Source organism: Myxococcus guangdongensis (assembly GCF_024198255.1).
Lineage (GTDB): Bacteria > Myxococcota > Myxococcia > Myxococcales > Myxococcaceae > Myxococcus > Myxococcus guangdongensis.
Genome location: NZ_JAJVKW010000022.1, coordinates 88,820 through 111,365 on the forward strand (window position 1 = coordinate 88,820; position 22,546 = coordinate 111,365).

Annotated in this window: 19 protein-coding genes and 1 tRNA gene; 10 read left to right on the forward strand and 10 right to left on the reverse strand. The window is 69.4% G+C overall.

The features are described 5' to 3' along the window. Positions 1–3 precede the first annotated feature (3 nt). Positions 4–1,395, reverse strand: a complete 1,392-nt coding sequence (locus LXT21_RS41320) for an MBL fold metallo-hydrolase RNA specificity domain-containing protein (RefSeq protein WP_254043763.1) — start codon at positions 1,393–1,395, stop codon at positions 4–6. Positions 1,396–1,429: 34 nt separating this feature from the next. Here LXT21_RS41320 and LXT21_RS41325 point away from each other — a divergent pair, with 34 nt between their 5' ends. Beyond that, entirely contained in the window at positions 1,430–2,809 is a 1,380-nt protein-coding gene (locus LXT21_RS41325) for a sigma 54-interacting transcriptional regulator (RefSeq protein ID WP_254043764.1), read from the forward strand. Here the strand turns inward: LXT21_RS41325 and LXT21_RS41330 are convergent, their stop codons facing one another. The 3 genes from LXT21_RS41330 to LXT21_RS41340 all read right to left on the reverse strand — a co-directional run bounded on the left by LXT21_RS41330 (position 2,810) and on the right by LXT21_RS41340 (position 8,573). Further along, complete coding sequence (locus tag LXT21_RS41330) at positions 2,810–4,141, reverse strand: serine/threonine-protein kinase (protein ID WP_254043765.1); 1,332 nt, start codon at positions 4,139–4,141, stop codon at positions 2,810–2,812. It abuts the gene before it with no gap. A 53-nt stretch (positions 4,142–4,194) separates the two neighbouring features. Further along, positions 4,195–8,154, reverse strand: a complete 3,960-nt coding sequence (locus tag LXT21_RS41335; protein ID WP_256572419.1) for a serine/threonine-protein kinase — start codon at positions 8,152–8,154, stop codon at positions 4,195–4,197. 167 nt (positions 8,155–8,321) lie between these two features. Further along, positions 8,322–8,573 (reverse strand): helix-turn-helix domain-containing protein, encoded by a 252-nt coding sequence (locus LXT21_RS41340; protein ID WP_223747546.1) that lies wholly within the window; start codon positions 8,571–8,573, stop codon positions 8,322–8,324. Positions 8,574–8,845: 272 nt separating this feature from the next. Between LXT21_RS41340 and LXT21_RS41345 the strand changes: the two genes are divergently transcribed. The 6 genes from LXT21_RS41345 to LXT21_RS41370 all read left to right on the forward strand — a co-directional run bounded on the left by LXT21_RS41345 (position 8,846) and on the right by LXT21_RS41370 (position 14,991). Continuing rightward, positions 8,846–9,253 carry a (deoxy)nucleoside triphosphate pyrophosphohydrolase gene (locus tag LXT21_RS41345; protein WP_254043767.1) on the forward strand — a complete coding sequence of 136 codons (408 nt, stop codon included), beginning with the start codon at positions 8,846–8,848 and terminating at the stop codon, positions 9,251–9,253. A 37-nt stretch (positions 9,254–9,290) separates the two neighbouring features. Beyond that, entirely contained in the window at positions 9,291–10,187 is an 897-nt protein-coding gene (locus tag LXT21_RS41350; RefSeq protein WP_254043810.1) for a hypothetical protein, read from the forward strand. A 149-nt stretch (positions 10,188–10,336) separates the two neighbouring features. Next, complete coding sequence (gene ftsH, locus LXT21_RS41355; RefSeq protein WP_254043811.1) at positions 10,337–12,385, forward strand: ATP-dependent zinc metalloprotease FtsH; 2,049 nt, start codon at positions 10,337–10,339, stop codon at positions 12,383–12,385. 108 nt (positions 12,386–12,493) lie between these two features. Beyond that, the gene (locus LXT21_RS41360) at positions 12,494–12,736 is read left to right on the forward strand and encodes an RNA polymerase sigma factor region1.1 domain-containing protein (RefSeq protein WP_046714502.1); all 243 of its coding nucleotides are present in this window, start codon (positions 12,494–12,496) and stop codon (positions 12,734–12,736) included. Between the two features lie 99 nt (positions 12,737–12,835). Then, entirely contained in the window at positions 12,836–13,471 is a 636-nt protein-coding gene (locus tag LXT21_RS41365) for a nucleotide exchange factor GrpE (RefSeq protein WP_254043768.1), read from the forward strand. Between the two features lie 62 nt (positions 13,472–13,533). Continuing rightward, the gene (locus tag LXT21_RS41370) at positions 13,534–14,991 is read left to right on the forward strand and encodes a trypsin-like peptidase domain-containing protein (protein ID WP_254043769.1); all 1,458 of its coding nucleotides are present in this window, start codon (positions 13,534–13,536) and stop codon (positions 14,989–14,991) included. Between the two features lie 22 nt (positions 14,992–15,013). Here LXT21_RS41370 and LXT21_RS41375 read toward each other — a convergent pair whose 3' ends face one another. Beyond that, positions 15,014–15,652, reverse strand: a complete 639-nt coding sequence (locus LXT21_RS41375) for a DUF6066 family protein (RefSeq protein WP_254043770.1) — start codon at positions 15,650–15,652, stop codon at positions 15,014–15,016. 171 nt (positions 15,653–15,823) lie between these two features. On the opposite strand from LXT21_RS41375, the gene LXT21_RS41380 reads away from it, so the two are divergent. Then, entirely contained in the window at positions 15,824–16,183 is a 360-nt protein-coding gene (locus tag LXT21_RS41380) for a PilZ domain-containing protein (RefSeq protein WP_046714499.1), read from the forward strand. Between the two features lie 161 nt (positions 16,184–16,344). On the opposite strand, the gene LXT21_RS41385 is transcribed toward LXT21_RS41380, so the two are convergent. Beyond that, entirely contained in the window at positions 16,345–17,895 is a 1,551-nt protein-coding gene (locus tag LXT21_RS41385; RefSeq protein WP_046714498.1) for a Glu/Leu/Phe/Val family dehydrogenase, read from the reverse strand. Positions 17,896–18,208: 313 nt separating this feature from the next. Between LXT21_RS41385 and LXT21_RS41390 the strand changes: the two genes are divergently transcribed. Beyond that, a tRNA-Thr gene (locus LXT21_RS41390) sits at positions 18,209–18,280 on the forward strand. 682 nt (positions 18,281–18,962) lie between these two features. Next, positions 18,963–19,544, forward strand: coding sequence for a hypothetical protein (locus tag LXT21_RS41395; RefSeq protein WP_254043771.1), 582 nt, complete (start codon positions 18,963–18,965; stop codon positions 19,542–19,544). A gap of 75 nt (positions 19,545–19,619) precedes the next feature. Here the strand turns inward: LXT21_RS41395 and LXT21_RS41400 are convergent, their stop codons facing one another. The 4 genes from LXT21_RS41400 to LXT21_RS41415 all read right to left on the reverse strand — a co-directional run bounded on the left by LXT21_RS41400 (position 19,620) and on the right by LXT21_RS41415 (position 22,473). After that, positions 19,620–19,799 (reverse strand): hypothetical protein, encoded by a 180-nt coding sequence (locus tag LXT21_RS41400; RefSeq protein WP_254043772.1) that lies wholly within the window; start codon positions 19,797–19,799, stop codon positions 19,620–19,622. 209 nt (positions 19,800–20,008) lie between these two features. Then, a complete protein-coding gene (locus LXT21_RS41405; protein WP_254043773.1) occupies positions 20,009–20,332 on the reverse strand; it encodes a hypothetical protein in 324 nt (107 codons plus the stop codon). 44 nt (positions 20,333–20,376) lie between these two features. Continuing rightward, positions 20,377–21,516 carry a hypothetical protein gene (locus LXT21_RS41410; protein WP_254043774.1) on the reverse strand — a complete coding sequence of 380 codons (1,140 nt, stop codon included), beginning with the start codon at positions 21,514–21,516 and terminating at the stop codon, positions 20,377–20,379. A 51-nt stretch (positions 21,517–21,567) separates the two neighbouring features. Further along, positions 21,568–22,473 carry a beta propeller repeat protein gene (locus tag LXT21_RS41415; protein ID WP_254043775.1) on the reverse strand — a complete coding sequence of 302 codons (906 nt, stop codon included), beginning with the start codon at positions 22,471–22,473 and terminating at the stop codon, positions 21,568–21,570. Positions 22,474–22,546: the final 73 nt, after the last annotated feature.

Here is a 22,546-nt window from a genome sequence, read left to right on the forward strand (position 1 = left end):
CCCTCAGGCCGCGAGCTCCAGCTCCACCTTCTCCATGTAGCCGGGCACGTACGCCTTCCAGCCCTTCGACTGTACTCGCTGCCGGAGCGCCTCCAGCGCGTCCGGCTCGCCGTGCACCAGCAGCGTCTGGCGCGGCGGAGAGTCGAAGCCCTCCATCCAGCGCATCGTCTCCGTCCAGTCCGCGTGCGCGGAGAACCCGCTCACCGTCCGGATCTCCGCGCCCACCGGCACCACCTGCCCGTGGATGCGGCACTCCTTCTCCCCATCCAGCAGCTTGCGCCCACGCGAGCCCACGGACTGGTAGCCCACGAACAACACCGTGTTGCGCGGGTCCGGCAACCGGTGCTTCAGGTGGTGCAGCACGCGGCCTCCCGTCGCCATGCCGGAGGCGGAGATGATGATGGCCGGCCCCTCGTGCATGTTCAGCCGCTTGCTCTCCTGCGCCGACGTGACGAAGCGCGTCCGCTGCGTCGCCAGCGGCGATGCCCCGCGCTCCACCAACGACCTCATCACCAGGTCGTGCTCCTCCGGATGCGCCAGGTACACGGGCGTCGCGTCACACGCCATCGGTGAGTCCACGAACACATCCACCACCGGGATTCGCTTCGCCTCCTCCAGGTTGCGCAGGTGGAAGAGCAGCTCCTGCGTGCGCCCCACCGCGAACGCGGGAATCACCACCACGCCCCCTCGGTCGAATGCGCCCTTCACCGCGTCACACAGCGCCTCCATCGGCTTCTGCTCGCGGTGCTGCCTGTCTCCGTACGTGCTCTCGACCACCAGCGTCGTCGCCGAGTCCACGCTCTGCGGATCCCTCAAGATGGGCGCCTGATAGCGGCCCAGGTCACCGCTGAAGACCACGCGCTGACGCGTGCTCTTCAAGTCGAACACGCAGACCGCCGAGCCGAGGATGTGGCCCGCCCGATAGAACGTCAGCGTGATGCCGGGGAGGATCTCCTTCGGCCGCTCGTAGCCGAAGGTCTCGATCATCCCCACCGCGCGCTCGGCGTCCGGCACCGTGTAGAGGGGCAGGGCGGGGTGGTGCTTGGAGTAGCCCTCCTTGTTCGCGTAGCGCGCCTCCTCCTCGTGCAGGTACGCCGAGTCCGGCAGCAGCAGGGCCGTCAAATCCCGGGTGCCGGGCGTGGTGTAGATGGGGCCGTCGTAGCCCTCGCGAATCACGCGGGGGAGTCCTCCCGTGTGGTCGATATGCGCGTGCGTGAGCACGATGGCGTCCAGCTCTCGCGCCGGGAGCGGGAGCGGTTGCCAGTTGCGCTGCCGCAGCTCCTTCTGTCCCTGGAAGAGCCCACAGTCCACGAGCACCTGCTGCCCGTCATGCTCAAGGAGGAACTTGGAACCCGTCACGGTTCCGGCGGCGCCGAGGAAATGGAGGGAAGCCATGGCCCTCAGTCTACCGTGCTAGCGTGGGGTGCTCATGAGTACCTCCGAGCGTCCCCCCGGGGCAGACCGCACACCCTCCAAGGGCGAGGACGCCCAGCAGACCCGTCCCACGGGGACCGGACGCCCCGGCTTCACGGGCGCCGTGCGCCGCTTCCGAGTCACGCTCCTCGAAGGCCCTCAGCCCGGCGTGTACAAGGACTCCAACGCGGACACCTTCTCCCTCGGCTCCCACGGACTCAACGACTTCGTCATCGACGAGCCCACCGTCTCGCGCTTCCACTGTGAGCTCCGCATCGACCGCGATGGCGCCCGGGTGCGGGACATCGACAGCCTCAACGGGACGGTGCTCGACGGCGTCCACGTGCGCGAGGCCTTCTTGCGCGGGGGCAGCGTGCTGCGCCTGGGCCGCGTCAGCCTGCGCTTCGACTTCAGCGCGGAGAGCAACCGGCTGCTGCTCTCCGAGCGCACCGCCTTCGGTGAGTTGGTGGGCACGTCCATCGTCTCGCGCGCCAGCTTCGCGCTCATGGAGCGCGCCTCGGCCAGTGATGCCACCGTGCTCCTGGAGGGGGAGACGGGCACCGGCAAGAGCCGCGCCGCATTGGCCATCCACCGTGCGGGCTCGCGTGCAGCCGGTCCCTTCCTCACGGTCGACTGCGGCGCCATCCCCGGCAACCTGCTGGAGAGCGAGCTGTTCGGTCACGAGAAGGGCTCCTTCACCGGAGCGCTCCAGCGGCGCATCGGCGCCTTCGAGGAGGCCGACGGCGGCACCATCTTCCTCGACGAGGTGGGCGAGCTGCCCCCGGAGCTCCAACCCAAGCTCCTGCGCGTGCTGGAGCAGCGCGAGATTCGGCGACTGGGCGCGAACACGTACCAGCCCGTCAATGTGCGGGTCATCGCCGCGACGCACCGGGATTTGCGCGCGGAGGTGAACGCGAGCCGCTTCCGTCCGGACCTCTTCTTCCGCCTCGCCGTGGTGCGCATCCTCATCCCCTCGCTGCGAGAGCGCCCCGAGGACATCCCGGCCATCGCCGAGCGCATCCTCGCGGGCTTCGGCGCCGCGCCCGAGCAGGTCGCCGCGCTCAACACGCCCGAGTTCATCAACCAGCTCCAACACGCCGCGTGGCCCGGCAACGTGCGCGAGCTGCGCAACCACCTGGAGCGCTGCCTCGTGTTCCAGGACGCACTGCCGCCCGCGACGGAGACCGTGGGGGCCCAGGGGGTCCTGGGGAGCCTGGTGGACCCAAAGCAGCCGTACGCGGATGCACGTCGCAGGGCGCTGGAGAACTTCGAGCGCGAGTACCTGGACGCGCTGATGCAGCTTCACGGCGGCAAGGTGTCCCAGGCCGCCACCGCGGCGGAGATGGACCGCGTGTACCTCTACCGGCTGCTGCGCAAGCGCGGGCTGCGGACGTAGCTAGCGAGCCGCGTGCTCGGTCACCTGGCCGGGCGCGCCACCCGTGGTCCAGCCCTCGAGCCGGGCCATGGGGCTTCCCGCGAGCTGCCGCGCACCGCGTGCATCCGTCGAGAGCGTCCCGGGCTCGGCGTGCAGATAGACGCGCGTCTCCAGCTCCGCTCCCGCGAGCGCCAGGACACGCGCGAGGAGCCGTTCGGCGAGCTCCCGATAACCCCGTTGCTCGCTCGCCCGCGCGGACGCCTCCTCGGACAACGCGCGCCAGGCGAGCAGGGCATTGCCTCCCTCCAGCGCCAGGGTCCACCCCTCGGACTCCAGCAGCTCGCGGCCCGCGTCGAGCGCGGCGTCCCTCGCATCGAGCGCCTCGTCCGTCGGGTCCACGTCCGAGGCCGCGAAGCGCAGGTCCAGGTACAGCGCGGAGGCCCACGTGTTGGACTCGGAGGACGAGGTGAGCGCCGCGCGCAGTGCCGTGAGGAAGCTCGTCACCTCGGGCCAACGCTCCTCGGGCTTCTTGGCCAGACAGCGCGAGACCACCGCCTCCACCGCCGCGGGCACGCGGACGTGCTCACTCAAGCGGGGCGGCGGCGCGTGCAGGTGTTGCTCCTCGACCTCCACCGCGCTCTCGCCGGCGAACGGGGGGCGCCCCACGAGCAGCTGGTAGAGCAGCACACCCAGCGCGTACAGGTCCGTGCGCACGTCCACGGGTTGGCCGAGAATCTGCTCCGGCGCCATGGCCACCGGTGTGCCGAGCACCGCGCCCGCGGTGGTCAGTGCCGTGCCACCCGAGAGGGGCGCCACCTTGGCGATGCCGAAGTCCACCAGCTTCACCGTGAAGCCCTCGGTACGCGGCAGGAACATGACGTTCTGGGCCTTCAAGTCGCGGTGCAGGATTCCCTGCCCGTGTGCCGCCACGAGCGCGCTCCCCAGTTCCTCCATCACCGTGTGGGCCTCGGCGAGCGAGAAGGGGCCTCGCTGGGAGAGCCACCGGTCCAGGCTCATGCCCTCCAGCCACTCCATGGCGAGCCAGGGTCTTCCATCGCGCAGCTCCCCGTACTCCAGCACGCGGACGATGTGAGGATGGTCGAGCGCCTGGAGCGTGTCCGCCTCCTGCTTGAAGCGCAGGAGGACCTCACTGACGTGGTTGAGGTGGGCCCGCACGACCTTCACGGCGGCGGGAGCCCGGGTGTCCAGGTGGATGGCGCGATAGAGCGACGCGGTGATGCCGGAGTGGACCCGATGCTCCACCATCCACGAGCCGACGAGGGCTCCGGGCGCCAGCTCATCGCCATACAGGGCGACCTGGGCGTTGCCCTCGCGCTTGTCCCACTCACTCATTCCGGCCCTCCATCCCCTGCACTCGCGTCCTGCCTGTACGTCTCATCGTGTGCCTACGGTCCTGTCTTGGCACGCGTGTCCGAAGGAGCGCCATCCGACCACTGGCCTTTCACGGCCGACTCGAGTCCTCGCACGCGCGAGGTCCAGAGTGGAGCCTCGTGCACGGTCTGCTCCACCTCGGCCACCCGGGCGCTCAGCGCCTCGTCGTCGCCCGCCGCTCGGGCTGCTCGCGCCGCCCAGACGAGGACCTCCATCCGTTCATCGGGCGGCATCCGCGTTCGCGAGGCCTCCACCTGCGCCTCCCAATACTCGCGGGAGTAGGGCACCGAGGCCGAGGACTCGGCGACCACGCGTCGCACCACTTCGCCCATGAGCTGGTCCGCCGACGTCAGGCGCACCCGCGAGGACTGTTCATCGAGCCACGCGAGCTGCCTCGTGGCCTCGGACAGGTCGCCCAGCTCGCAGCACAGGCGCGCCACGAGCAACGCATCCTGCGCCATGGAGTGGGGGAAGCAGCGCTGGCTGAGGACTCCCGCGCGTCTCGCCAGCGGCAGGGCTTCTTCCGCGCGCCCCTGGTAGCCGAGGAGCACGGCGAGGTTGAACGCCGAGGTGCGCTCAATCTGCACGTTGCCCAGCTCGCGTCCCAGGCTCACCGCGCGCTCCAGGTCCGTGCGCGCCCCGGCGACGTCGCGACGCTGGACGTGGAGCACCAGGCGGTTGTTGAGCGCGACACCCAGGTGCAGCGTGTCTCCGGTGGACTCGCACAGCGCGATGGCTTCGTCGAAGCGTCGCGCGGCGTCCTCGAGCTGCCCTGTCCAGCCCAGCATCGCGCCGAGCATGGCCAGTGCGATGGCCTCCGTCTCCTCGTCGCGCGTCGAACGTGCCAGCGTCACGGCCTCTTCGAGAGGCGCGATGGCCCCCGTGATGTCCTCCCGGCGCACGAAGACACGCGCCTTGGCCAATGCGTGGCGCGCGGCCAGCTCGGAGGGGACGGGCTCTCCGAGCAGTTGGAGCGCCTGCTCCTGCAGCGCGGTGGATTCGTCCGTGTCGTCTCGCCAGTCGAGCGCGGTGGCTTCCTCCAGGAGCAGGTCCGCCTCGCGCAGCATGGCTCCTCGTGAGACGGCGATTCGCCGTGCCTCGCGCAGGTCGTCGAGCGCGTCGTCGATGCGTTGGAGTCGATAGCGGACACGGCCCCGACCCGACAGCAGCTCCATGCGGCGCACGTCGTGCTCGCGAGGCGCGCACTCCAACGCGGCGGAGAAGTGGCGCTCGGCATCCAGCAGCCGGTGCGCACGGCGACCCGACTCCGCCAGGGCGTGGTGGAGGTCGAGCGCCAGCAGTGTCTCTCCCGCGCCCTCGGCCCAGCGGGCGCGTCGGGGCAAGGGCGCGTCGGGCAGGGACTCCAGAGCGGCGGAGCAGATGCGGCGACGGAGCGCTCCAGGCAGCCTCGCGGCGAAGGCCTCGCGGAGCAGGGTGTGCTCGAAGCGCCAGCGGCGGGGGCCTCGGGGCTCCAGCATCCCGAGTCGCGCGAGTCGCTCCAGTCCGACGCCCGGGTCCATGGAGAGGTCCAGCGCCTCGCCCCCGTCGAGTCGGGCGAGCGTGGCTGACAGCTCCTCCCAGCGCACGTCTTCGCCGAGCACGGCCGCCACCTGGAGCAACGCGCGCAGTCCGGAGGGCAGGGCCAGGAGGCCGCGCTCCGCCACGCGCTCGTCCGGGCTCTCCACGGCCAGGGCATCCAGGGCCTCCGCGGCGAGGTAGCCTCCGCCACCGGCGCGAGTCCGGATGGCACCCGCGGCCCTCAACGCGCGGACCGTCTCCACCAGGCGCAGCGGCGAGCCACCACAGCGCTCCACCAGCTCCCGGAGCATGCCCTCCGCGGGCACGTCCACGGGACGCAGGAGCTGTCGCAGCACCTCGCTCGCGGAGTCGTCGTCGAGGGGCGCGAGGGTGCGTCTATCGCTGTCCGCCGCGCGCTCGCCGAGATAGGGGCGCAGCTCCAGGAGTCGTCGGCGTCCGGTGAGGACGATGCACAGAGGCGAGGTGAGGCCGGAGAGCGTGGCCAGCTCCAGCGCGTCCAGCGCGGTGGGGTCCAGCGTCTCCGCGTCGTCCACGAGCAACACCAGGGGGCGCTCTTCGGCACGGCGGCGGAGGTGCGACGCGAGTGCCCGTGCGAGGTGCTGTCTGCGCGCGGCCGGATGCGCGGTCGCGAGGTCCAGCGTCGCGTGCGTGGGCTCGATGAGTCTGCGCACCCCTTCGTCGGAAGGCGTGGTCGGTGGCAGGCCGAGGATGGCTGCGATGAGGTGGCCCAAGCCACTCTCGGTGGCGCTGCCTTCGTCCCGTTGCGCTCCCACCAACAGTGTGGACAGGGCACCGTCTGTCAGCAGCTCGCCGTGGAGTTCGGTCAACAGGCGCGTCTTGCCGAGTCCTTCGTCGCCCAGCAGGGTCAGCAACATGGGCGAGTGCTGCTCGCGCACCTTCGCGATGCTCGCACGCAGCCAGCCCAGCTCCGCGTCGCGGCCCTTCAGGGATGCGATGGGGAGAGGGGAGAGGTCCGCTGTCGTGGGTGTGGCGCCCGGCTCGAGCGCGCCGAGTCCTTCACGCGCTTCGGGCGTCAGCAGGAGTGTGTTGGATGGGGCCGCGGGCTCGGGCCACCACTTGCCCACGTGTTCGAGCGCCGCGCCACCGAGCACCCATCGCCCACCTCGCTCGCGCACGCGGAGCCGAGCCTGGTGCACGACGCGCATCGAGCCGGGAGGAAGCTGGCTCGCCAGGGACTCCGCGACCTTGAGCGCGGTGCGCAGACCTGACTCGACCTGGGGCACATGCGGAAACGCGAAGACAGCGAGCCCTGGCTCCATGCGCGCCAGCTCCGCGCCCGTGCTCGTGAGGAGTCCTCGCAGCGTGAGGACATCGAGCGGTGTCTTGAGGCCCAGCAGGGCGATGTCCCTGGCCTGTTGTGTCGAGGTTTCAGGAAGGGGAGGGGAGCGCGCACTTGTGGTGGCGACCGCCCGCGCTCCGGGAGACGCCCGCACTGGCGAGGAGGCCCCCATGACAACCTCGTCCGCTCCTTGCTTCGCGCTGACCTGTGGGGAGACGGAGCTCCCCGTCCGGGCCACGGCTTCGAGCGCATCCGCCACGTCCGCCGCGCCGGGCCCCCGCTCCTCGGGGGCCTTCGACAACAAGCGCGACACCAGGGCCTCCACCTCGACTGGCACTGCCCAGGGCGCCAGCTTCGAGAGCACCGGTGGCCTCCGAGCCACGTGCGCCTGGAGCACGGACGCGGTGTCCCCCACGAACGGTGGGCGTCCACACAACAACTCGAAGTAGACGACGCCCAGCCCGTAGAGGTCCGCGCGCGCATCGATGGTTCGCGCGTCGAGGCACTGCTCGGGCGCCATGTACTCGGGCGTGCCCAGGCGCTGCCCGGTCCGCGTCACCGTCGGCGCGGGTGCTTCGTCCCGCTCCGTGCCCAGGCGCGCCAACCCGAAGTCCACCAGGATCAGCCGCTCACCGGACAGCATGATGTTCTCCGGCTTGAGGTCGCGGTGCACCACCGACGCGGCATGCACCCGCGCCAACGCACGCGCCAGGGCGACCATCACCGGCCTCGCCTCGTCCCAGGTCATCGCGCCCGACCGGGGCAGCTCCGCCAACCGCTGCGCGAGCGTCTGGCCGGCGATCAACTCCATCACCACCACCGGCTCCCCCGCCAGCGTGCGGGCCTCTCCCAACAGCTCCGGCGTCACGGGCGGGCCGATGCGTCGCAGCGCCTCCAGCTCCCGCGCCAGTCGCTCCACGGCGAGCGGCTCCAGCACCTTGAGGGCCACGGGCCGGCCGTCGGACTCGCGCCGCGCGGCGAGCACACGCCCGAAGCCGCCTCGACCCACGGAGACACCCCGCTGGTATCCCGGGACGTCCGCGGGGGGCGCCGGGGGGGCTCTCGGCGGGAGCTCGGCCGTGGGATGGAGGGGACAGCGCTCCACCACACGGCGATGACAGGCGGGACAACGCATCGATGGCGGCGGCGAGGGGGAAAGAGAGTCCCAGTTGCGAGCGGGCCCGTCGAAGCATCGCCGCTCGGCGGCACGGACGGAAGACCTCCCCCGATACGACCTTCACCCTCCATCAGGCGCCGGGCGGGGTGCTCAGCCCTCGTCCCGGCACGCTTCTGGACTCATCCTCAGTCACTCATCTCCGGCAGCTCCTCCGGCAGATTGTCCGGGTCCAACCGGAGGATGATGCACAGCCGTACCAGGGTGGAGATGGTGGGCACCATCACCCCGCGTTCCACTCGGGAAAGCACCTCCACGGGCATCTCCAGGCGCTCGGCGACTTCTTCCATGCCGAACCCCTTGGCCTGGCGGGCGGCCTTCAGTGCCGCCCCGAGCACCTCGGCCCTTTCCGCGCGACTCGTCTTCATGGACGCGAGCATGACGCCATCCGGCCCGCTCGTCATCCAATTCACCACATGCTTTGTCGCCGACGCCCGGCCTCCAACACTGACGTGGGGCTGGAGTCGGAGCCAGGGAGCCCTTGGCCGGCCGGGTGCCCGGCGCAAGGCGGAGGACCGCCCTGGAGGAGGGCTGGGCGCCTGCCCGGGGCGTGCGTAGCCTGCCGGAAAGGGGGCCGTGGCATTGGCGCCGGGCGAGGGCTGTGTTAGGCCGCCCCTCCCTCGTTGGCCTGCCCAGGAGTCAGGAGAAGCGAATGGCCCGTCGCCACGTCCGCGTCGTCGGTGCGATGCTCGAGAACGAGCTGGGACGCTACCTCATCACCCAGCGCCCCCCCACCGCGTCGCTCCCCCTGCTGTGGGAGTTCCCCGGCGGACGGGTGGAAGAGGGTGAGAGCGACGCCGAAGCGCTCATCCGGGAGATCCACGAGGAGATGGGGGTGGCCGTGGTGGTGCTCGACCAGGCCATGCACACCCGCCACGAGTATCCCACCTACGACATCGACTTCCGGGTGTTCCGCTGCCGTCTGGTCGAGGCCGAGCACCACATCCGCCACCTGCGCGTGCATGACCACCGCTGGGTGACGCTGGAGGAGATGTCGCAGTACCGCTTCCCCGACGCGGACGCCAAGACGCTGGCGAAGCTGTTGGACCTGGACTCCTGACGTGTGGCCCCGCTGGACCTGGGCCCTCCTCGCGGGGATGGGGCTCGTCGGTTGCTCGAGCCCCAAGCCGCTGCCGCCCGACTCGGGCGTCGAGGACGCCGGCGCCCAGGTCCCCGCGACGGGGCTGCCCGGGTGCTCCCAGTATGGGGTGCCGCTGCGCACCGGTGAGGTGCCCTCCGAGCTGCCGGAGCTGTCCGGCCTGGCCGCGAGCCGCCGCTTCCCCGGTGTCTTCTGGGCCCACAACGACTCCGGCAACGACTTCGAGCTGTTCGCCATCGACGAGACGGGCCGCGTGCGGGCGCGGCTGAAGCTCACCGGCGCCCAGCCCCGGGACCTGGAGGATGTGGCGGTGGGGCCGTGCTCACCCGGGGAGACGCGCACGTGTGTCTTCCTGGCGGACACGGGCGACAACTTCGAGATGCGCGACCAGGTGCGCGTGTACCGGCTGCCGGAGCCCGACGCGCTCGGTGACGCGACGGTGTCCGTGGAGGTGCTGGCCTTCACCTATCCGGACGGCGCCCATGACGTGGAGGCGCTGGTGGCGGACGCGCGCTCGGGGCGGCTCATGGTCCTCACCAAGACGCGGCGCTCGCTGGGGGACGCCTTCGCGCTGGACGGCCTGAAGCCCGGCGCCGTCATCCAGGCGACGAAGCTGGGAGCGCTGGAGGCGCCCGGGGGCGTGGACCGCGCGACGACGGGCGCGTCGCTGCATGCCTCCGGACAGCGGATGTTGATTCGCACCTACTCGCGCGTGTGGGAGCTGCGCCAGCCGGGGGCGGAGGACCTCGAGTCGCTCTTGAAGGGCTCGCTCGTCGAGGTGCCGGCCGGACCCCAGGCGCAGGCCGAGGCGGTGTCGTACGTGTCGGATGGCGAGGGGTATCTGCTGGGTACGGAGTTCACCGGTCAACCCTTGTGGCGCGTCGGGTGTCGCTGATCTCGCGACTCGGGTGCGTCCGGGGTGCAGGGAAACCGTCCAGCGGGTTGACGCTCTGGCGCCGGTGAACATCTTTGCCCGGCTGAGTGTGACGCCATCCGGGCACGGGGCCCGAATGAGCGGGGAGGGGGAGGGCGAGCGTGCCGACGATGAAGCCACAGGAGCTCCCGCCGGGTGTGGGCCCGCGGGGAAAGAAGTCCGACAAGCCAGGGACGCCGGGCAAGGGGTTCAAGTTCGGCTCACCGCTGGGCTACATCCTGCTGCTGGTCCTGGGCTTCCTTCTCTTCCGGAACGTGTTCCAGGACGCGGGCGTCCGCCGGGTGAGCTACAGCCAGTTCCGGGACGCGGTGGAGTCCGGCAACTTCAGCCGGGTCCAGATCTCCAACGAGTGGGTGAAGGGCTTCCTCAAGGACACCGCCCAGCCGCCTCCGCCGGCGCAGGGGGAGCGTCCGCTGCGAGGCGAGCCCAGCGCGCTGCCGTGGATGGCCTACCGCGTCCAGGGGGACGAGTCGCTGGTGCCGCTGCTCGAGCAGAAGGGCGTCCAGTTCGAGGCGGTGCCGCAGTCCGGGCTGGGCGAGGCCCTCTGGATATGGCTGTTGCCGCTGGGTCTGTTCTTCCTCTTCTGGAGCTTCATGATGCGCAGGGTGGCCGGCGGCATCGGCCAGGGTCCGCAGAGCGTCATGAGCTTCGGGAAGACGCGCGCCAAGGTGCAGGCCGAGGCCGACACCGGCGTGGGCTTCAAGGACGTGGCGGGCGTGGACGAGGCGGTGGACGAGCTGCGCGAAATCGTCGAGTTCCTCAAGACGCCGGAGAAGTTCCGCCGCCTGGGTGGCCGCATCCCCAAGGGGGTGCTGCTGGTGGGCCCGCCGGGCACGGGCAAGACGCTGCTGGCGCGCGCGGTGGCGGGCGAGGCGGGCGTGCCGTTCTTCAGCCTGTCCGGTTCGGAGTTCGTGGAGATGTTCGTCGGCGTGGGCGCGGCCCGCGTGCGTGACCTGTTCGCCCAGGCCACGGCCAAGGCGCCCTGCATCATCTTCATCGACGAGCTGGACGCCATCGGCAAGAGCCGCAACTCGGGCGTGGCCGGCGGCCATGACGAGCGTGAGCAGACGCTCAACCAGCTGTTGGCGGAGATGGACGGCTTCGACAGCCGCGCGGGCCTCATCATCCTGGCGGCGACCAACCGTCCGGAGATTCTCGACAGCGCGCTGATGCGGCCGGGCCGCTTCGACCGGCAGGTGCTGGTGGACCGTCCGGACAAGCGCGGCCGCGAGCGGGTGCTGGAGATTCACGCCCGCGGCGTGAAGCTGGGCCCGGACGTGGACCTGAGGACCATCGCGTCGCGCACGCCGGGCTTCGCGGGCGCGGACCTGGCCAACGTGGTCAACGAGGCGGCGCTGCTCGCGGCCCGTCGCAACCGCGACGCGGTGATGCGGGCGGACTTCGAGGAGGCGATTGAGCGCGTCGTCGCGGGCCTGGAGAAGAAGAACCGCCGGATGAACGAGCGCGAGAAGGAGATTGTCGCGCACCACGAGGCGGGCCACGCGGTGGTGGGGTGGATGCTTCCGCACGCGGAGCGGGTGACGAAGGTCTCCATCATCCCGCGCGGGCTCGCGGCGCTGGGCTACACCATGTCGCTGCCCCTGGAGGACCGCTACCTCATGTCGCTGGACGAGCTGCGCGACAAGATGGCGGGGATGATGGGCGGCCGCGCCGCGGAGGAGATCTTCATCGGCGAGGTGTCCACCGGCGCGTCCAACGACATCCGGCAGGCCACCGAGATCGCCAAGATGATGGTGCGTGACTACGGCATGAGCACGCTGGGGCCTGTCGCGCTCAGCGCGGACCACGGCCCCAACTTCCTGCGCTCCGCGGGCCTGCCCGAGTCGCGGACGTACTCCGAGCAGACGGCGAGGATGATCGACGAGGAGGTGCGCAAGCTCGTCAGCGAGGCGCTGGACCGGGCCCGGGAGGTGCTCAGCAAGCACCGGGACAAGGCGCAGGCGCTGGCGGCCCGGCTCCTGGCGGTGGAGGTGGTGGAGGAGGACACGATGGCGTCCATCCTCGGCCCCAAGGTGCTGGCGCAGCGGGGGCTGTTGCACCCCGAGGCCCGCCAGGTCATCTCCGCCCACCCGGTGGGCGGCAGCAACGACGAGCCGCCTCCGCCGACGCAGCACGCTGACAAGCCCCTGGACTCGTAGTCGACGTCCGGGCGCCTGCTCTCCGGCCTGGCCCACGCCCCCCGCCACCGCGCATTCCTGCGGTGTCCGGGGGGCGAAATTATCTTGAGACCGAAAGGAGGCGTCGCCGTGGAGAACAGGATCGGCAAGAGCTACATGGCCCGGAAGGCCCTCTTCGCGAAGGGGCTCAAGGAGGGGCGGCTCACGGTTCAGGAGATAGAGGAGGCGCTGCCGGCGGGGACGTTGACGGCGGCGGAGCGCTGGCTCCTCTACTACTCGCTGCGGGCCGCCCAGGTGGAGATCATCGACGAGGTGACGGGACAGGTCGACCATGGGTTCATGGCCGAGTCCCCCGCCGCCCAGGAGCATTAGCTCCGCTGCGTTGACACGCACTCGCGCGCGGTTAGGTTGCGCCAGTTGCCGCCTACCCGCGCGTGAAGCGCGCTTCTCCACCTCGACTTCAGGTTCGACATGTCCGGTCCTTCGCACTCCGACCCCTCCCAGGAACCCCAGCACGCCCAGTCCGCCAACGGCGGAGGTCCGCCGGGCCCGGAGGCCGGTGCGGCGGGCGAGGCCGAGGCCCGGACGCCCGCCGACGACGTGGTCTCCGAGGCGGCCGACGCGGAGAAGGAGCGCCTGCGCGCCGAGCTGGAGTCCTCCCGGCGTCGGGTGGACGAGCTGGCGCGCGCCTACCAGGCGGTGAACAAGGACCGCGAGGAGTTCAAGCAGCGGCTCACCCGCGAGCGCGAGCGGATGATGGACGTGGAGCGTGGCAACGTGGCCGTGACGCTCCTGGAGGCCATCGACGAGCTGGACCGGGCCCTCTCCATGAGCGGCCAGGACCACTCGCCCCTGGCGCAGGGCGTGCGGATGATCCGCGACTCGCTCCTGAGCAAGGCCCAGGGCATGGGCATCGAGCGGATCACGGTGACGGGCCAGTCGTTCGACCCCAACGTGGCCGAGGCCACGGACATGGAAATCACCGCCTCCCCCGACGAGGACCAGAAGGTGGTGGCGGAGATTCGCGCGGGCTACCGGCTCAAGGAGCGGGTCATCCGCCCGGCCCGGGTCAAGGTGGCCAAGTACGTGGCGCCCGCCCAGGCCTGAGCAAGGCCCCGGAAGGAAAACGAGGAAGACGGCGGCGGGGCGGGTTGTTCCCGTCGCTCGTCATGCGCCGCCGTATAAGCTGCCACCTCGTGGCTTCCCGACTGCTCTTCGTCCTGGTGTCCCTGGCCGTGCTCCCCCTGACGGCGTCCGCCGAGGAGGGGCCGGTGGGGCCCTGGCTGCAGGCGCGCCTGCGAGAGCACGCCGCCTGGTTCTCGTACCAGGGCTCCGGTGAGGCCCGTCCTGGCGGCGCGCTGGGCCTGTGGCGCGAGCGCCCCGCTGGAGAGACGGGCCTGCCCGCCTTCGTTCCGCCCACGTCGCTGGCGCCGTTGATCCGCGCGGTGGAGGCGGGCGTCGTCAACATCACCACGGTGAGCCCCCGGGACAGCGGGCTGGCCGGGATGAAGCGCTCGACGGGCTCGGGCTTCGTGCTGACGCCCGACGGGCTGGTCGTCACCAACAGCCACGTGGTGTCGGGGGCGAGCAAGATTGCGGTGCGCCTGTCGGACGGCCGCGAGTTCTCCGCCGAGGTGGTGGGCCGGGACGCGTCCACGGACGTGGCGCTCCTTCGGCTGAGCGGCTCGGACATGGGGGACTTGCCCGCGCTCTACCTGGGGGACTCGGACCGGCTGGAGGTGGGGGACTGGGTGGTGGCCATCGGCAACCCGTTCGGGTTGGACCACTCGGTGTCGCACGGGATGATCTCCGCCAAGGAGCGCGTGCTGGGCGTGGGCCAGTTCGACGACTTCATCCAGACCGACGCGCTCATCAACCCGGGCAACTCCGGCGGGCCGCTCTTCAACATGAAGGGCGAGGTGGTGGGGGTGAACACGGCCATCATCAGCCAGGGGCAGGGCATCGGCTTCGCGGTGCCCATCAACCTGGTGAAGGACCTGCTGCCGAACCTGCGGGAGAACGGGAAGCTCACGCGCGGCTGGCTGGGCGTCATCGTCAACGATGACCGGGAGAGCGCCGAGCGCCGGGCCCCCCTGGTGAAGGACGTCTACCAGGGCAGCCCCGCGGCCGCCGCCGGCATCCGCTCCGGAGACCGGCTGGTGGCGGTGAACGGGCGCACCATCGGCTCCTACCTGCAGCTGCTCCGGAAGGTGGCGCTGCTGGCGCCGGGCACCGAGGCGAAGCTGACGCTCCTGCGCCAGGGGACGACGCAGGAGGTGGCGGTGCGGCTGGTGGAGCGCCCCGCGCAGGAGGCCGCCGAGGGGCTGGTCCAGCGTGTCACCAGCGATGAGGACCTGGGGCTGTCGCTGCGGGATTTGACGCCCGAGGTGGCCGCGCCCCTGAACCAGGTGGCCTGGGATGGGGCGCTGGTGTCGGCGGTGTCGCCGCGCAGCCCCGCGGAGGCGGCGGGCCTGCGCATGGGCGACGTGGTGACGGAGGTCAACCGCAAGCGGGTGAAGGACGCGGCCGGGGTGCGCGCGGCCCTCTCCAAGGGGAGCTCCGGTGCCAGCATCCTGCTGCGGGTGAAGCGCGGGGACTCCCAGCAGTACCTGGCCATCGCCCGGTGAGGGAGCCCCCGAGGCTGTCCGCCTAGCGGCTGGCGTTGGCGTCCTTGCCGTTGAGCCACAGGCCGATGGGGTGGCCGGTGCGGCCCTCGGTGAGGATGAGCCCGTCGATGCGGGCCGTCACCCCGTGGTTCTTGCCGCCGCCCTTCTTGGGCAGGGACCACACCGCCTGCGGCGTGAAGACGACCTGGGCGCGCACCTGCCGCATGGAGAACATGCGGGCGAAGAGCTGCCCGTTCCATCCCTCCGGCAGCGTCCCCGTCACGGTGAGGAAGGGCAGCACCGGGTTGCCGTTGCCGTCCTGCTTCTTCGGGGCGCCGTGGGTGAGCGCGTAGCGGCCGCCGGGGAAGAAGGGGGTGATGTTGACGGTGTACTCGCCCGCGCCCGGGTTGTAGGGCCCCGGGGACAGCATGGTGGCGTCGTCCTCGCCGATGATCATGTACAGCCGCTTGCCCTGGTACTTCTTGCGGAAGGCCTCCGCGTCGGACTTGCACTTCGGGTCCACCAGCGCCCCTTCACACGCGCCGATGTACTTCTCGAGGAAGGCCCCCAGGCCTCCCAGCGGCTCGGCTTCATCGCGCAGCTTGGCGAAGCGCGAGTCCACGTCGGCCAGGGCCAGGGTGGGCAGGAGGAGGGCGACGGCGGCGACCAGAAAGCGGCTCAAGACGAGGGGCTCCGGGGTACGGGGGGGAAGCCCGGATGGTGCCATGTCCCCGTGCAACAGGGGGCTGCCTTCTCGTAGGTGTGTGGGGGTGGATGTAGGTGAATAAATTGCCTACATCTGGCTACCATGTAGGGTGCCTCTGTCACCACCTGTTGCCGGGAGGCACCCCCAGTGTTCGAGCGTCCGCAAGAGCGCCGCAGTCACCTGCGCTTCGACAAGGTCTTCACCGTCTACCTCACCACCCAGGACGGGATGATGAGGGGGGTGGGGCGCAACATCAGCGCGCGGGGCATGTTCGTGGAGGTCCGCGACGCGGTGGGGCTGGGGGAGAAGCTGAAGGTGACGTTCGCGGGCGAGGACGGCACGGAGATGACGTGCCTGTGCGAGGTGCGCTACCAGGTGGCGCTGGCGTTCGGCCGCAAGGACGGGCGCGAGGGCTCCAGCCGTGGGGTGGGCCTGCGAATCGTGGCGTACGAGACGCACGACGACGCGCCGCTGCTCCTGGTGGACCGCGAGCGGGTGATGCACTGAGGTCTGCCTCGTGGCCGCCAGGCGGAAGCGGCCCGGTGGCCCGACGACGCTCCCGGGACAGGGGGCCGCCAGGGGCCGCCACGGCTGGCGCCACGACATGACAAGGGCACGGTCCTCACGAGGAGAACCGTGCCCTTGGCGCTTTCAGGAGGCGAGAGGGCCTACTGCGAGAAGCCCTCGAGCAGGTAGTGGGCCTCGATGCGCTTGAGCGCGAGGATCATCGCGGCGCAGCGGCTGTCCACGGCCTCGCCGACGCAGTACTGGCGGCTGTCGTGCATGTCCGTCTTGCGCGGCTGGTTGCGGGAGATGTCGCGGATGATGCGGTAGTTGCGCTTCATCGCGCGCTCGAGGCGCTGGTCGACCTCCGCCTCGCTCCAGCGCTCCATGCGCTTGTTCTGGATCCACTCGTAGTAGCTCACCGTCACGCCGCCGGCGTTGGCGATGATGTCCGGGATGAGCTCGATGCCGCGCTTCTGCAGGACGCGGTCGGCCTCCGGGGTGGTGGGGCCGTTGGCGCCCTCGGCGATGAGCTTGACCTTGAGGCGCTCGGCGATGTCCGCCGTGATCTCGCCACCCAGGGCGGCGGGGACGAGGATGTCCGCCTGGACGTCCCACAGGTCCTTCTTCTCGATGCGCTGGGCGCCCGGGAAGCCGAGCACGCTGCGCTTGAGGTTCTTGGGGTCCTGCACGTAGGCGGCGAGCGCGTGCACGTCGATGCCGTCACCGTTGTAGATGGTGCCGTCGGCGTCATTGACCGCCAGCAGGCGCGCGCCCATGCCGTGCATGATGATGGCGGCGTGGCTGCCCACGTTGCCGAAGCCCTGGATGACGAAGGTCTTGCCCTTCACGCTCTCGCCGCGGTCCGCGTAGTAGTCCTCGATGCAGAACGCGACGCCCTGACCGGTGGCCTTGCCGCGGCCCTCGGAGCCGCCGATGCGCACGTCCTTGCCCGTGACGATGCCGCGCAGGTTGTGGCGCTCGCGCTCACCGTCGGAGAACTGGCGGTACAAGAGCGCCATGATCTCCGGGTTGGTGCCCACGTCCGGGGCCGGGATGTCGATGTTCGGCCCGATGAGGCTCTTGAGCCGGTACATGAAGCGAAGCGTGATCGCCTCCAGCTCCTCGCGGCCGTACTCGCGCGGGTCGATCTGGATGCCGCCCTTGCCGCCGCCGAAGGGGACCTCGGCGATGGCCGTCTTCCAGGTCATCTCCGCGGCCAGGGCCTTGAAGAGGTCCAGCGACACCTCGCGGTGGTAGCGCAGGCCGCCCTTGTAGGGGCCGCGGGCCTGGTTGTGCTGGACGCGGTAGGCCTTGAAGCGCTGCGACTCACCGGGGACCAGCTGGTAGACCTTGCCGTCCGGCAGGCGCAGGTGGCCCTGGCGGATGGCCACGTCGGAGCCCAGGAGGGCGCGGCCGTTGAGGATGATGCTGCCGTTGGCGAGGGCCTCCAGGCCCTCCTTGTTGCGCACCTGCGTCTCCGGCAGGTCCGCGAACTGCTTGGCGCGCTCGGGGATGAGCGGGACGAGGCGATCCTTCAGCTTCGCCGTCACATAGAAGATGTGCTCGTAGTCGGGCTCCTCGAGCTCCAGCCGGACGCGCTTGTCCAGCTTGATGAGGTCGGCCGCCCGATGGAAGATCTCCATCGCCTCGGTGTAGACGGTGCGCTTCGGCGTCGGCGCCGGAGCGCGCATGAAGTTCTCTTCGCTGGCCATGTCGAAAACGGCTCCTTGTGGTCCCAGCCACGCTCGGGCCGGGGACGCGGGGATAGCGGCGCCCTTATGTGCATATGCGCCAACCGAGTTCAACCGCTGCGGCGCCACGCTTCCTCCCGAAAAAACGGAGCGATGACGGGGACTTATGGCAACGCACTGTGTCACCGGCGGCGGATGCACCGTGTCATGGATGTCACGGTGGGGTGGGTTTGTTCGTTGGGGAACGAAGCACCTGGGCCGGATTGAAAACGGGGGGCGCCTCATTTCGGCTTGCCCTACCCGGAACGCCATGGTACTTCCCGCGCCGCCTTGCGCCGACATAGCTCAGCGGTAGAGCAACTGATTCGTAATCAGTAGGTCCCCAGTTCAAGCCTGGGTGTCGGCTAGAGAAAGAGAAGGGCCGGTTGCGAAAGCAGCCGGCCCTTTTCGTTTTCAGGGTGCCGCTCGCTGGGCGGCCTGCTTCCCGTGCTTGCTTCGTCGCCTTGGAGGCGGGCGGGCTTGTGCTCGGAGCTCCGGCCTTGGGGTGAGCCCGTCCCTCCATGTCCGCCCAGGTCCCTGTGCCTGGCGCTGCCTCGTGGTGCCCCTTCCTCCAGGTCTCTTCAGCAGAGGGCGTGGGTACGACGCGCTCATGGACGTGGGCGTCGGAGCGGGTGAGGCCCACGTCAGGGCGTCGCATCCGACGCGGGGTTCCGGGCTCGAAGGATTGTTCCATGTAACCCCACTGGGTGGTTTGGGTGTGTGTCTTTGATGGGTTGTCCATGCGCGGGGCGGGTGCTCCCGGGTGTGCGCAGGGTGATGGGTGTCTGGATTTTTCCAGGGCTCTCGATGTCTGATTTGAGGAGTGTCCGGGAGCTGACGATTCCAGGGTTCTCGAATGACACCTGGGTGTGTCGGTGACCCATCCGTGGCGTTTTGCAGGCGCCGGCAATGGCAGACAGGTGTTTGCTGAAATCCTCCATTTTGACTGGAAATGCTGGTTTTCCTTGTTATGATTTGCAATGAAAGGGAGCCCGATGTTAGGAAGGTTGCGGCTCAGGCCAACACCAGACAACACAGGAGAAATACCCATGACGAGGAACGTGAAGCGTTTCCTGGCCGTCTCCCTGCTGTCCCTCGCGCCGTCTGTCGCCGCCGCCGAGCAGTTCGACTTTGGTGGGCTGGAGTTCTTCCGGGGTGAGTACGTCACCGCGGTGAAGACGGAGACCTTCGAGCTGAAGGCGCGTCACGCCGAGGGTGGCGCGTCGCTCCTGGCGAACCCCCTGCAGACCTTCGCCGTGGGCAACTGGACGGGCGTCAACGTCAGCTTCGGTGGCACGCTCTCCGGCGTCCGCCTGCCCATCCCTCCGCCGAACCCGCTCGGCCCCGTCGCGAAGCCGTCGGTCAACGGCGTCTTCCAGATTGAGGTTGCCCCGGCCACCTCGGTGACGCAGACGTACTTCTACACGACGAATCCGGCGGACCCGACCGGTGCCGCGAAGACCTGCCTCTGGCAGCTGGCGGTGACGTACAACGCCGGCACCGCGACCTGCTCGGCCACCATCGGCCAGGCCGCCTACGGCACGCAGGGCGTCATCTGCTACCTGGACAATGCGCAGTCGTGGATCAACCCGACCACGTGTGACGCGCAGGTCGTCTCCGCCATGGAGTGAGCCGGGCCTCCTTCCGCGGGTGGCGCGCTCGTTGCCACCCGCGGTGGGGTTCGTGACTCGGAGTGGAGCGGATGCTCAGTAGTCCCAGGCGTTGAACTCGAGGGTGCTCTTGAACTGAGAGACCTCGGGATGGGCGTCCTTCAGCGCGGTCATGATCTGCTGGACCCACTGTTGAAGCTCGGGACTCTTCTCGCTGTACTTCGACCCATACACGAAGGTGTAGACAAGGGTTCCGGGAGAGGTCTGGTCCGGCATGGTTCTGTAGAAGGAGAACCGCAGCGAACCGGGTTCCTCTTCGTTCACCTCGTCGTCGGGCGTGAAGTACCCGTGCTCGGTGAGATAGTTCTTGATGAATGACGTTGCCGTGCTGGCGACAGCATGAATGCCTGGGGGCTCATTCGCAGGAGGGCTTCAAACGTGTGTGTCGCGTGATGAGGCTCGCGGCTCGTGCATTGAATGGGCCTTCAGTAATCCCAGGCGTCGAGTTCGATGGTGCTCTTGAACTGAGAGACCTCGGGATGGGCCTGCTTCAGCGCGGTCATGATCTGCTCGACCCATTGCTGGATCTCGGGACCGTCCTTCTCGACCTTCGACCCATAGACGAAGGTGTACACGATGGTTCCGGGTGAGGTCTGGTCCGGCATGGCTCTGTAGAGCGAGAGCCGCAGAGAGCCGTCGTCGTTCTCGTCCAGCTCATCAGACGGGGTGAAGTACTGGCGCTGGACGAGGTAGTCGCTGATGAAAGATGTGGCTGTCTCGGCGACGGTATCGATTTTCGTGGGGCTCATTCGAGGGGACCTCTGAAAGCAGGTTGAAGGAGGGGGGATGAAGCTCAGCGTGCACTGCCCTTGGTTCGCGCAGGCCCTGCGCCAGGATCTCCACGCAGGCGCGAGGCCTGTTCAGCCCGGCAGCGCCCTCGCCGGAAGGTATTGGCTGCTCGCCGTGCCCTGGTGACTTCCGCCTTGGCCGCATCTTCGCCTGGCGTTCCCCGGGCGGCTTCTCGGTTGGCGGTGGCATTGTGGACGTTCTGGTCCAGATGAGCCTGGTACTGGTCCTGGCGAGGAGGCGGCGGAGGCGAGCCTGTGAATGAGGCGGGCACTGTGCTGTCCCGTTCATGCTTGGCCATGTCATCCGCCATCTTCTGCTTCATCTGTGCTTCGGCCTTCTTCCGCCAGTTGTTGATGCACTTGGCGGCGGACTTCCCATCGATGACGTCGGCTGGAGGACAGGTGGGGGATTTTACCGACCCCAGGCCTGAGCCCGCTGCACCTCCTGGTCCACCCGAAGCGCTTGCCGAGCCGCTAGCGCCACTCCCACTGGTTCCAGCCAGCCCCGGAGGTTGTTGGTTGGCGGCGCGCTCGGAGGTCCGCCACCGTTGTTGGTGCTCTCTCACATACTGGTTGACGCGCGCGTCCTCATCCGCGTGGCGTTGACGTTGTCCGTACTCGGTCTCCGGCCGACCTGACTCTGAGTTGTCATACCGTCGCCGTTGAATATCCGCGTTCTCCCGGCGGGTATGCCGTCCGTGCTCCATGTTCTCGGACGCCATGCCCTGCTGCGGAACGGCGGGCGCGCGATCCGACTCATAGCCGTCGATGACGTTCCGGCAGGGGTCCCCACGTGCCTCGTTGCCCATGTCATCCGTGCCGCTCTCCCGGAAGTTGGAGTCGCGGACGAGATGGCCTGACTGGCAACTTCTGAGGTAGCGGTCACCCGCGGTGGGGCGTTCCAACGGAGTTCCGTCCTTCATCCCAGCTGCATGCTCCGCTGCGGTCGCCGTGTCCCACCGCACGCATTTGGCCTTCGCCTCTCTGTTGAGTTTGGCGACGTGGTCGTACGAGCCGAACCATTCCGGGTTCAGCTTGGCCTTGATGAGCAGTTGCTGGCATTGCCGGGAGAAGAAGCTGCTACCACCGCCCTCGAGATAGTTGACGGGTGTGTGCGGTGGTGGCGTGGGCGCGCTGGCTGTCATATCGGTCCCCCTCGAACGGACGGCTTCGCTGACCTTCGTGAATCGAGTCTCTCACCACTTGCGTGGAATGTCCTGGACGCACGCGACGAAGTCCGCGAGCGGCACGGTCCGGAACTCCTTCGCGTCCTCGGTGTCGACCAACCCCTCCGACGTGGCCATCACCAGCCGCTTCCGCGTGTCCAGGCTCAAGGGCCTCACAGGCGTCTCCACCTCCTCGAGCTCATTGCCGCGCAGCGTGAAGAGCCCATACGTCCCACCGGCCACCCAGACCTGCTCCCGGTACTTCGCCACGCTCATCAACATCCCCGGGGACTCCGCCACCTCCGACCAACCGTAGACGCTGCCCTCGTGCACGCCCGCGTCGCTGCAGGCGTACATCTCGTCCTTGCTGACGACATGCACGGCCGTCATCACCGCCTCCGTGAAGGACGGCGCCGGATGCCACCGCGCCCCATCCCAGCGCGCGATGAGCCCCTCCCCACCCACCGCGTAGACCAGGTCCGGCGCGAGCCCATGCACCGCGAAGACCTCACCAGGGCAGGGGAGCTCATGCCATTGCCTGCCATCCCAGCGGTAGAACGACTCCTTGCGCTGCTGTGAATGCGGCCCCCACGCCAGCACGAACCGGTCATCCAGTCCCCAGATGCCCGAGACGACGCACGGCAACTCGTGGAACTCCCACGCCGGGCGCGAGGGATTCTCCGAACGGTTGATGTGCACACCGCCGCGGCGAAAGCTGCCTTCCGCCACGTAGACGGTGCCCGACGGAGAGCGCCAGAGCGACGTGAGCCACCCCACCTGGCCCAGCAGCGTGAAGACACGCCCGTCCACCACCTGGCCCACCCACGACTCCGCGTGGTCCTCCATCCAGTCCTTGCCATCCCACCGGTCCGCCAGGAAATGGCAATCCCAGGCCGAGTCGCCGCTGGCCCGGCGGAATGCGTGTGCGAGCTTCATGGTGTGTCCACCTCGGGTGCGGCGCGCGTCGTGCGGGCATGTCGGAGCCACGCCCCTTGGATGACAGACAGCC

Excerpts from the sequence above, each read along its gene's own strand:
- LXT21_RS41395 (WP_254043771.1), top strand. The coding sequence starts at position 18,963 with ATGACGAGGAACGTGAAGCGTTTCCTGGCCGTCTCCCTGCTGTCCCTC.
- LXT21_RS41350 (WP_254043810.1), top strand. The coding sequence starts at position 9,291 with ATGGGGCTCGTCGGTTGCTCGAGCCCCAAGCCGCTGCCGCCCGACTCG.
- LXT21_RS41365 (WP_254043768.1), top strand. The coding sequence starts at position 12,836 with ATGTCCGGTCCTTCGCACTCCGACCCCTCCCAGGAACCCCAGCACGCC.
- LXT21_RS41410 (WP_254043774.1), bottom strand. The coding sequence starts at position 21,516 with ATGACAGCCAGCGCGCCCACGCCACCACCGCACACACCCGTCAACTAT.
- LXT21_RS41325 (WP_254043764.1), top strand. The coding sequence starts at position 1,430 with ATGAGTACCTCCGAGCGTCCCCCCGGGGCAGACCGCACACCCTCCAAG.
- LXT21_RS41335 (WP_256572419.1), bottom strand. The coding sequence starts at position 8,154 with ATGCGTTGTCCCGCCTGTCATCGCCGTGTGGTGGAGCGCTGTCCCCTC.
- LXT21_RS41320 (WP_254043763.1), bottom strand. The coding sequence starts at position 1,395 with ATGGCTTCCCTCCATTTCCTCGGCGCCGCCGGAACCGTGACGGGTTCC.
- LXT21_RS41415 (WP_254043775.1), bottom strand. The coding sequence starts at position 22,473 with ATGAAGCTCGCACACGCATTCCGCCGGGCCAGCGGCGACTCGGCCTGG.
- LXT21_RS41345 (WP_254043767.1), top strand. The coding sequence starts at position 8,846 with ATGGCCCGTCGCCACGTCCGCGTCGTCGGTGCGATGCTCGAGAACGAG.
- ftsH (WP_254043811.1), top strand. The coding sequence starts at position 10,337 with ATGAAGCCACAGGAGCTCCCGCCGGGTGTGGGCCCGCGGGGAAAGAAG.
- LXT21_RS41405 (WP_254043773.1), bottom strand. The coding sequence starts at position 20,332 with ATGAGCCCCACGAAAATCGATACCGTCGCCGAGACAGCCACATCTTTC.
- LXT21_RS41400 (WP_254043772.1), bottom strand. The coding sequence starts at position 19,799 with ATGCCGGACCAGACCTCTCCCGGAACCCTTGTCTACACCTTCGTGTAT.
- LXT21_RS41330 (WP_254043765.1), bottom strand. The coding sequence starts at position 4,141 with ATGAGTGAGTGGGACAAGCGCGAGGGCAACGCCCAGGTCGCCCTGTAT.
- LXT21_RS41370 (WP_254043769.1), top strand. The coding sequence starts at position 13,534 with ATGCGCCGCCGTATAAGCTGCCACCTCGTGGCTTCCCGACTGCTCTTC.
- LXT21_RS41340 (WP_223747546.1), bottom strand. The coding sequence starts at position 8,573 with ATGCTCGCGTCCATGAAGACGAGTCGCGCGGAAAGGGCCGAGGTGCTC.
- LXT21_RS41385 (WP_046714498.1), bottom strand. The coding sequence starts at position 17,895 with ATGGCCAGCGAAGAGAACTTCATGCGCGCTCCGGCGCCGACGCCGAAG.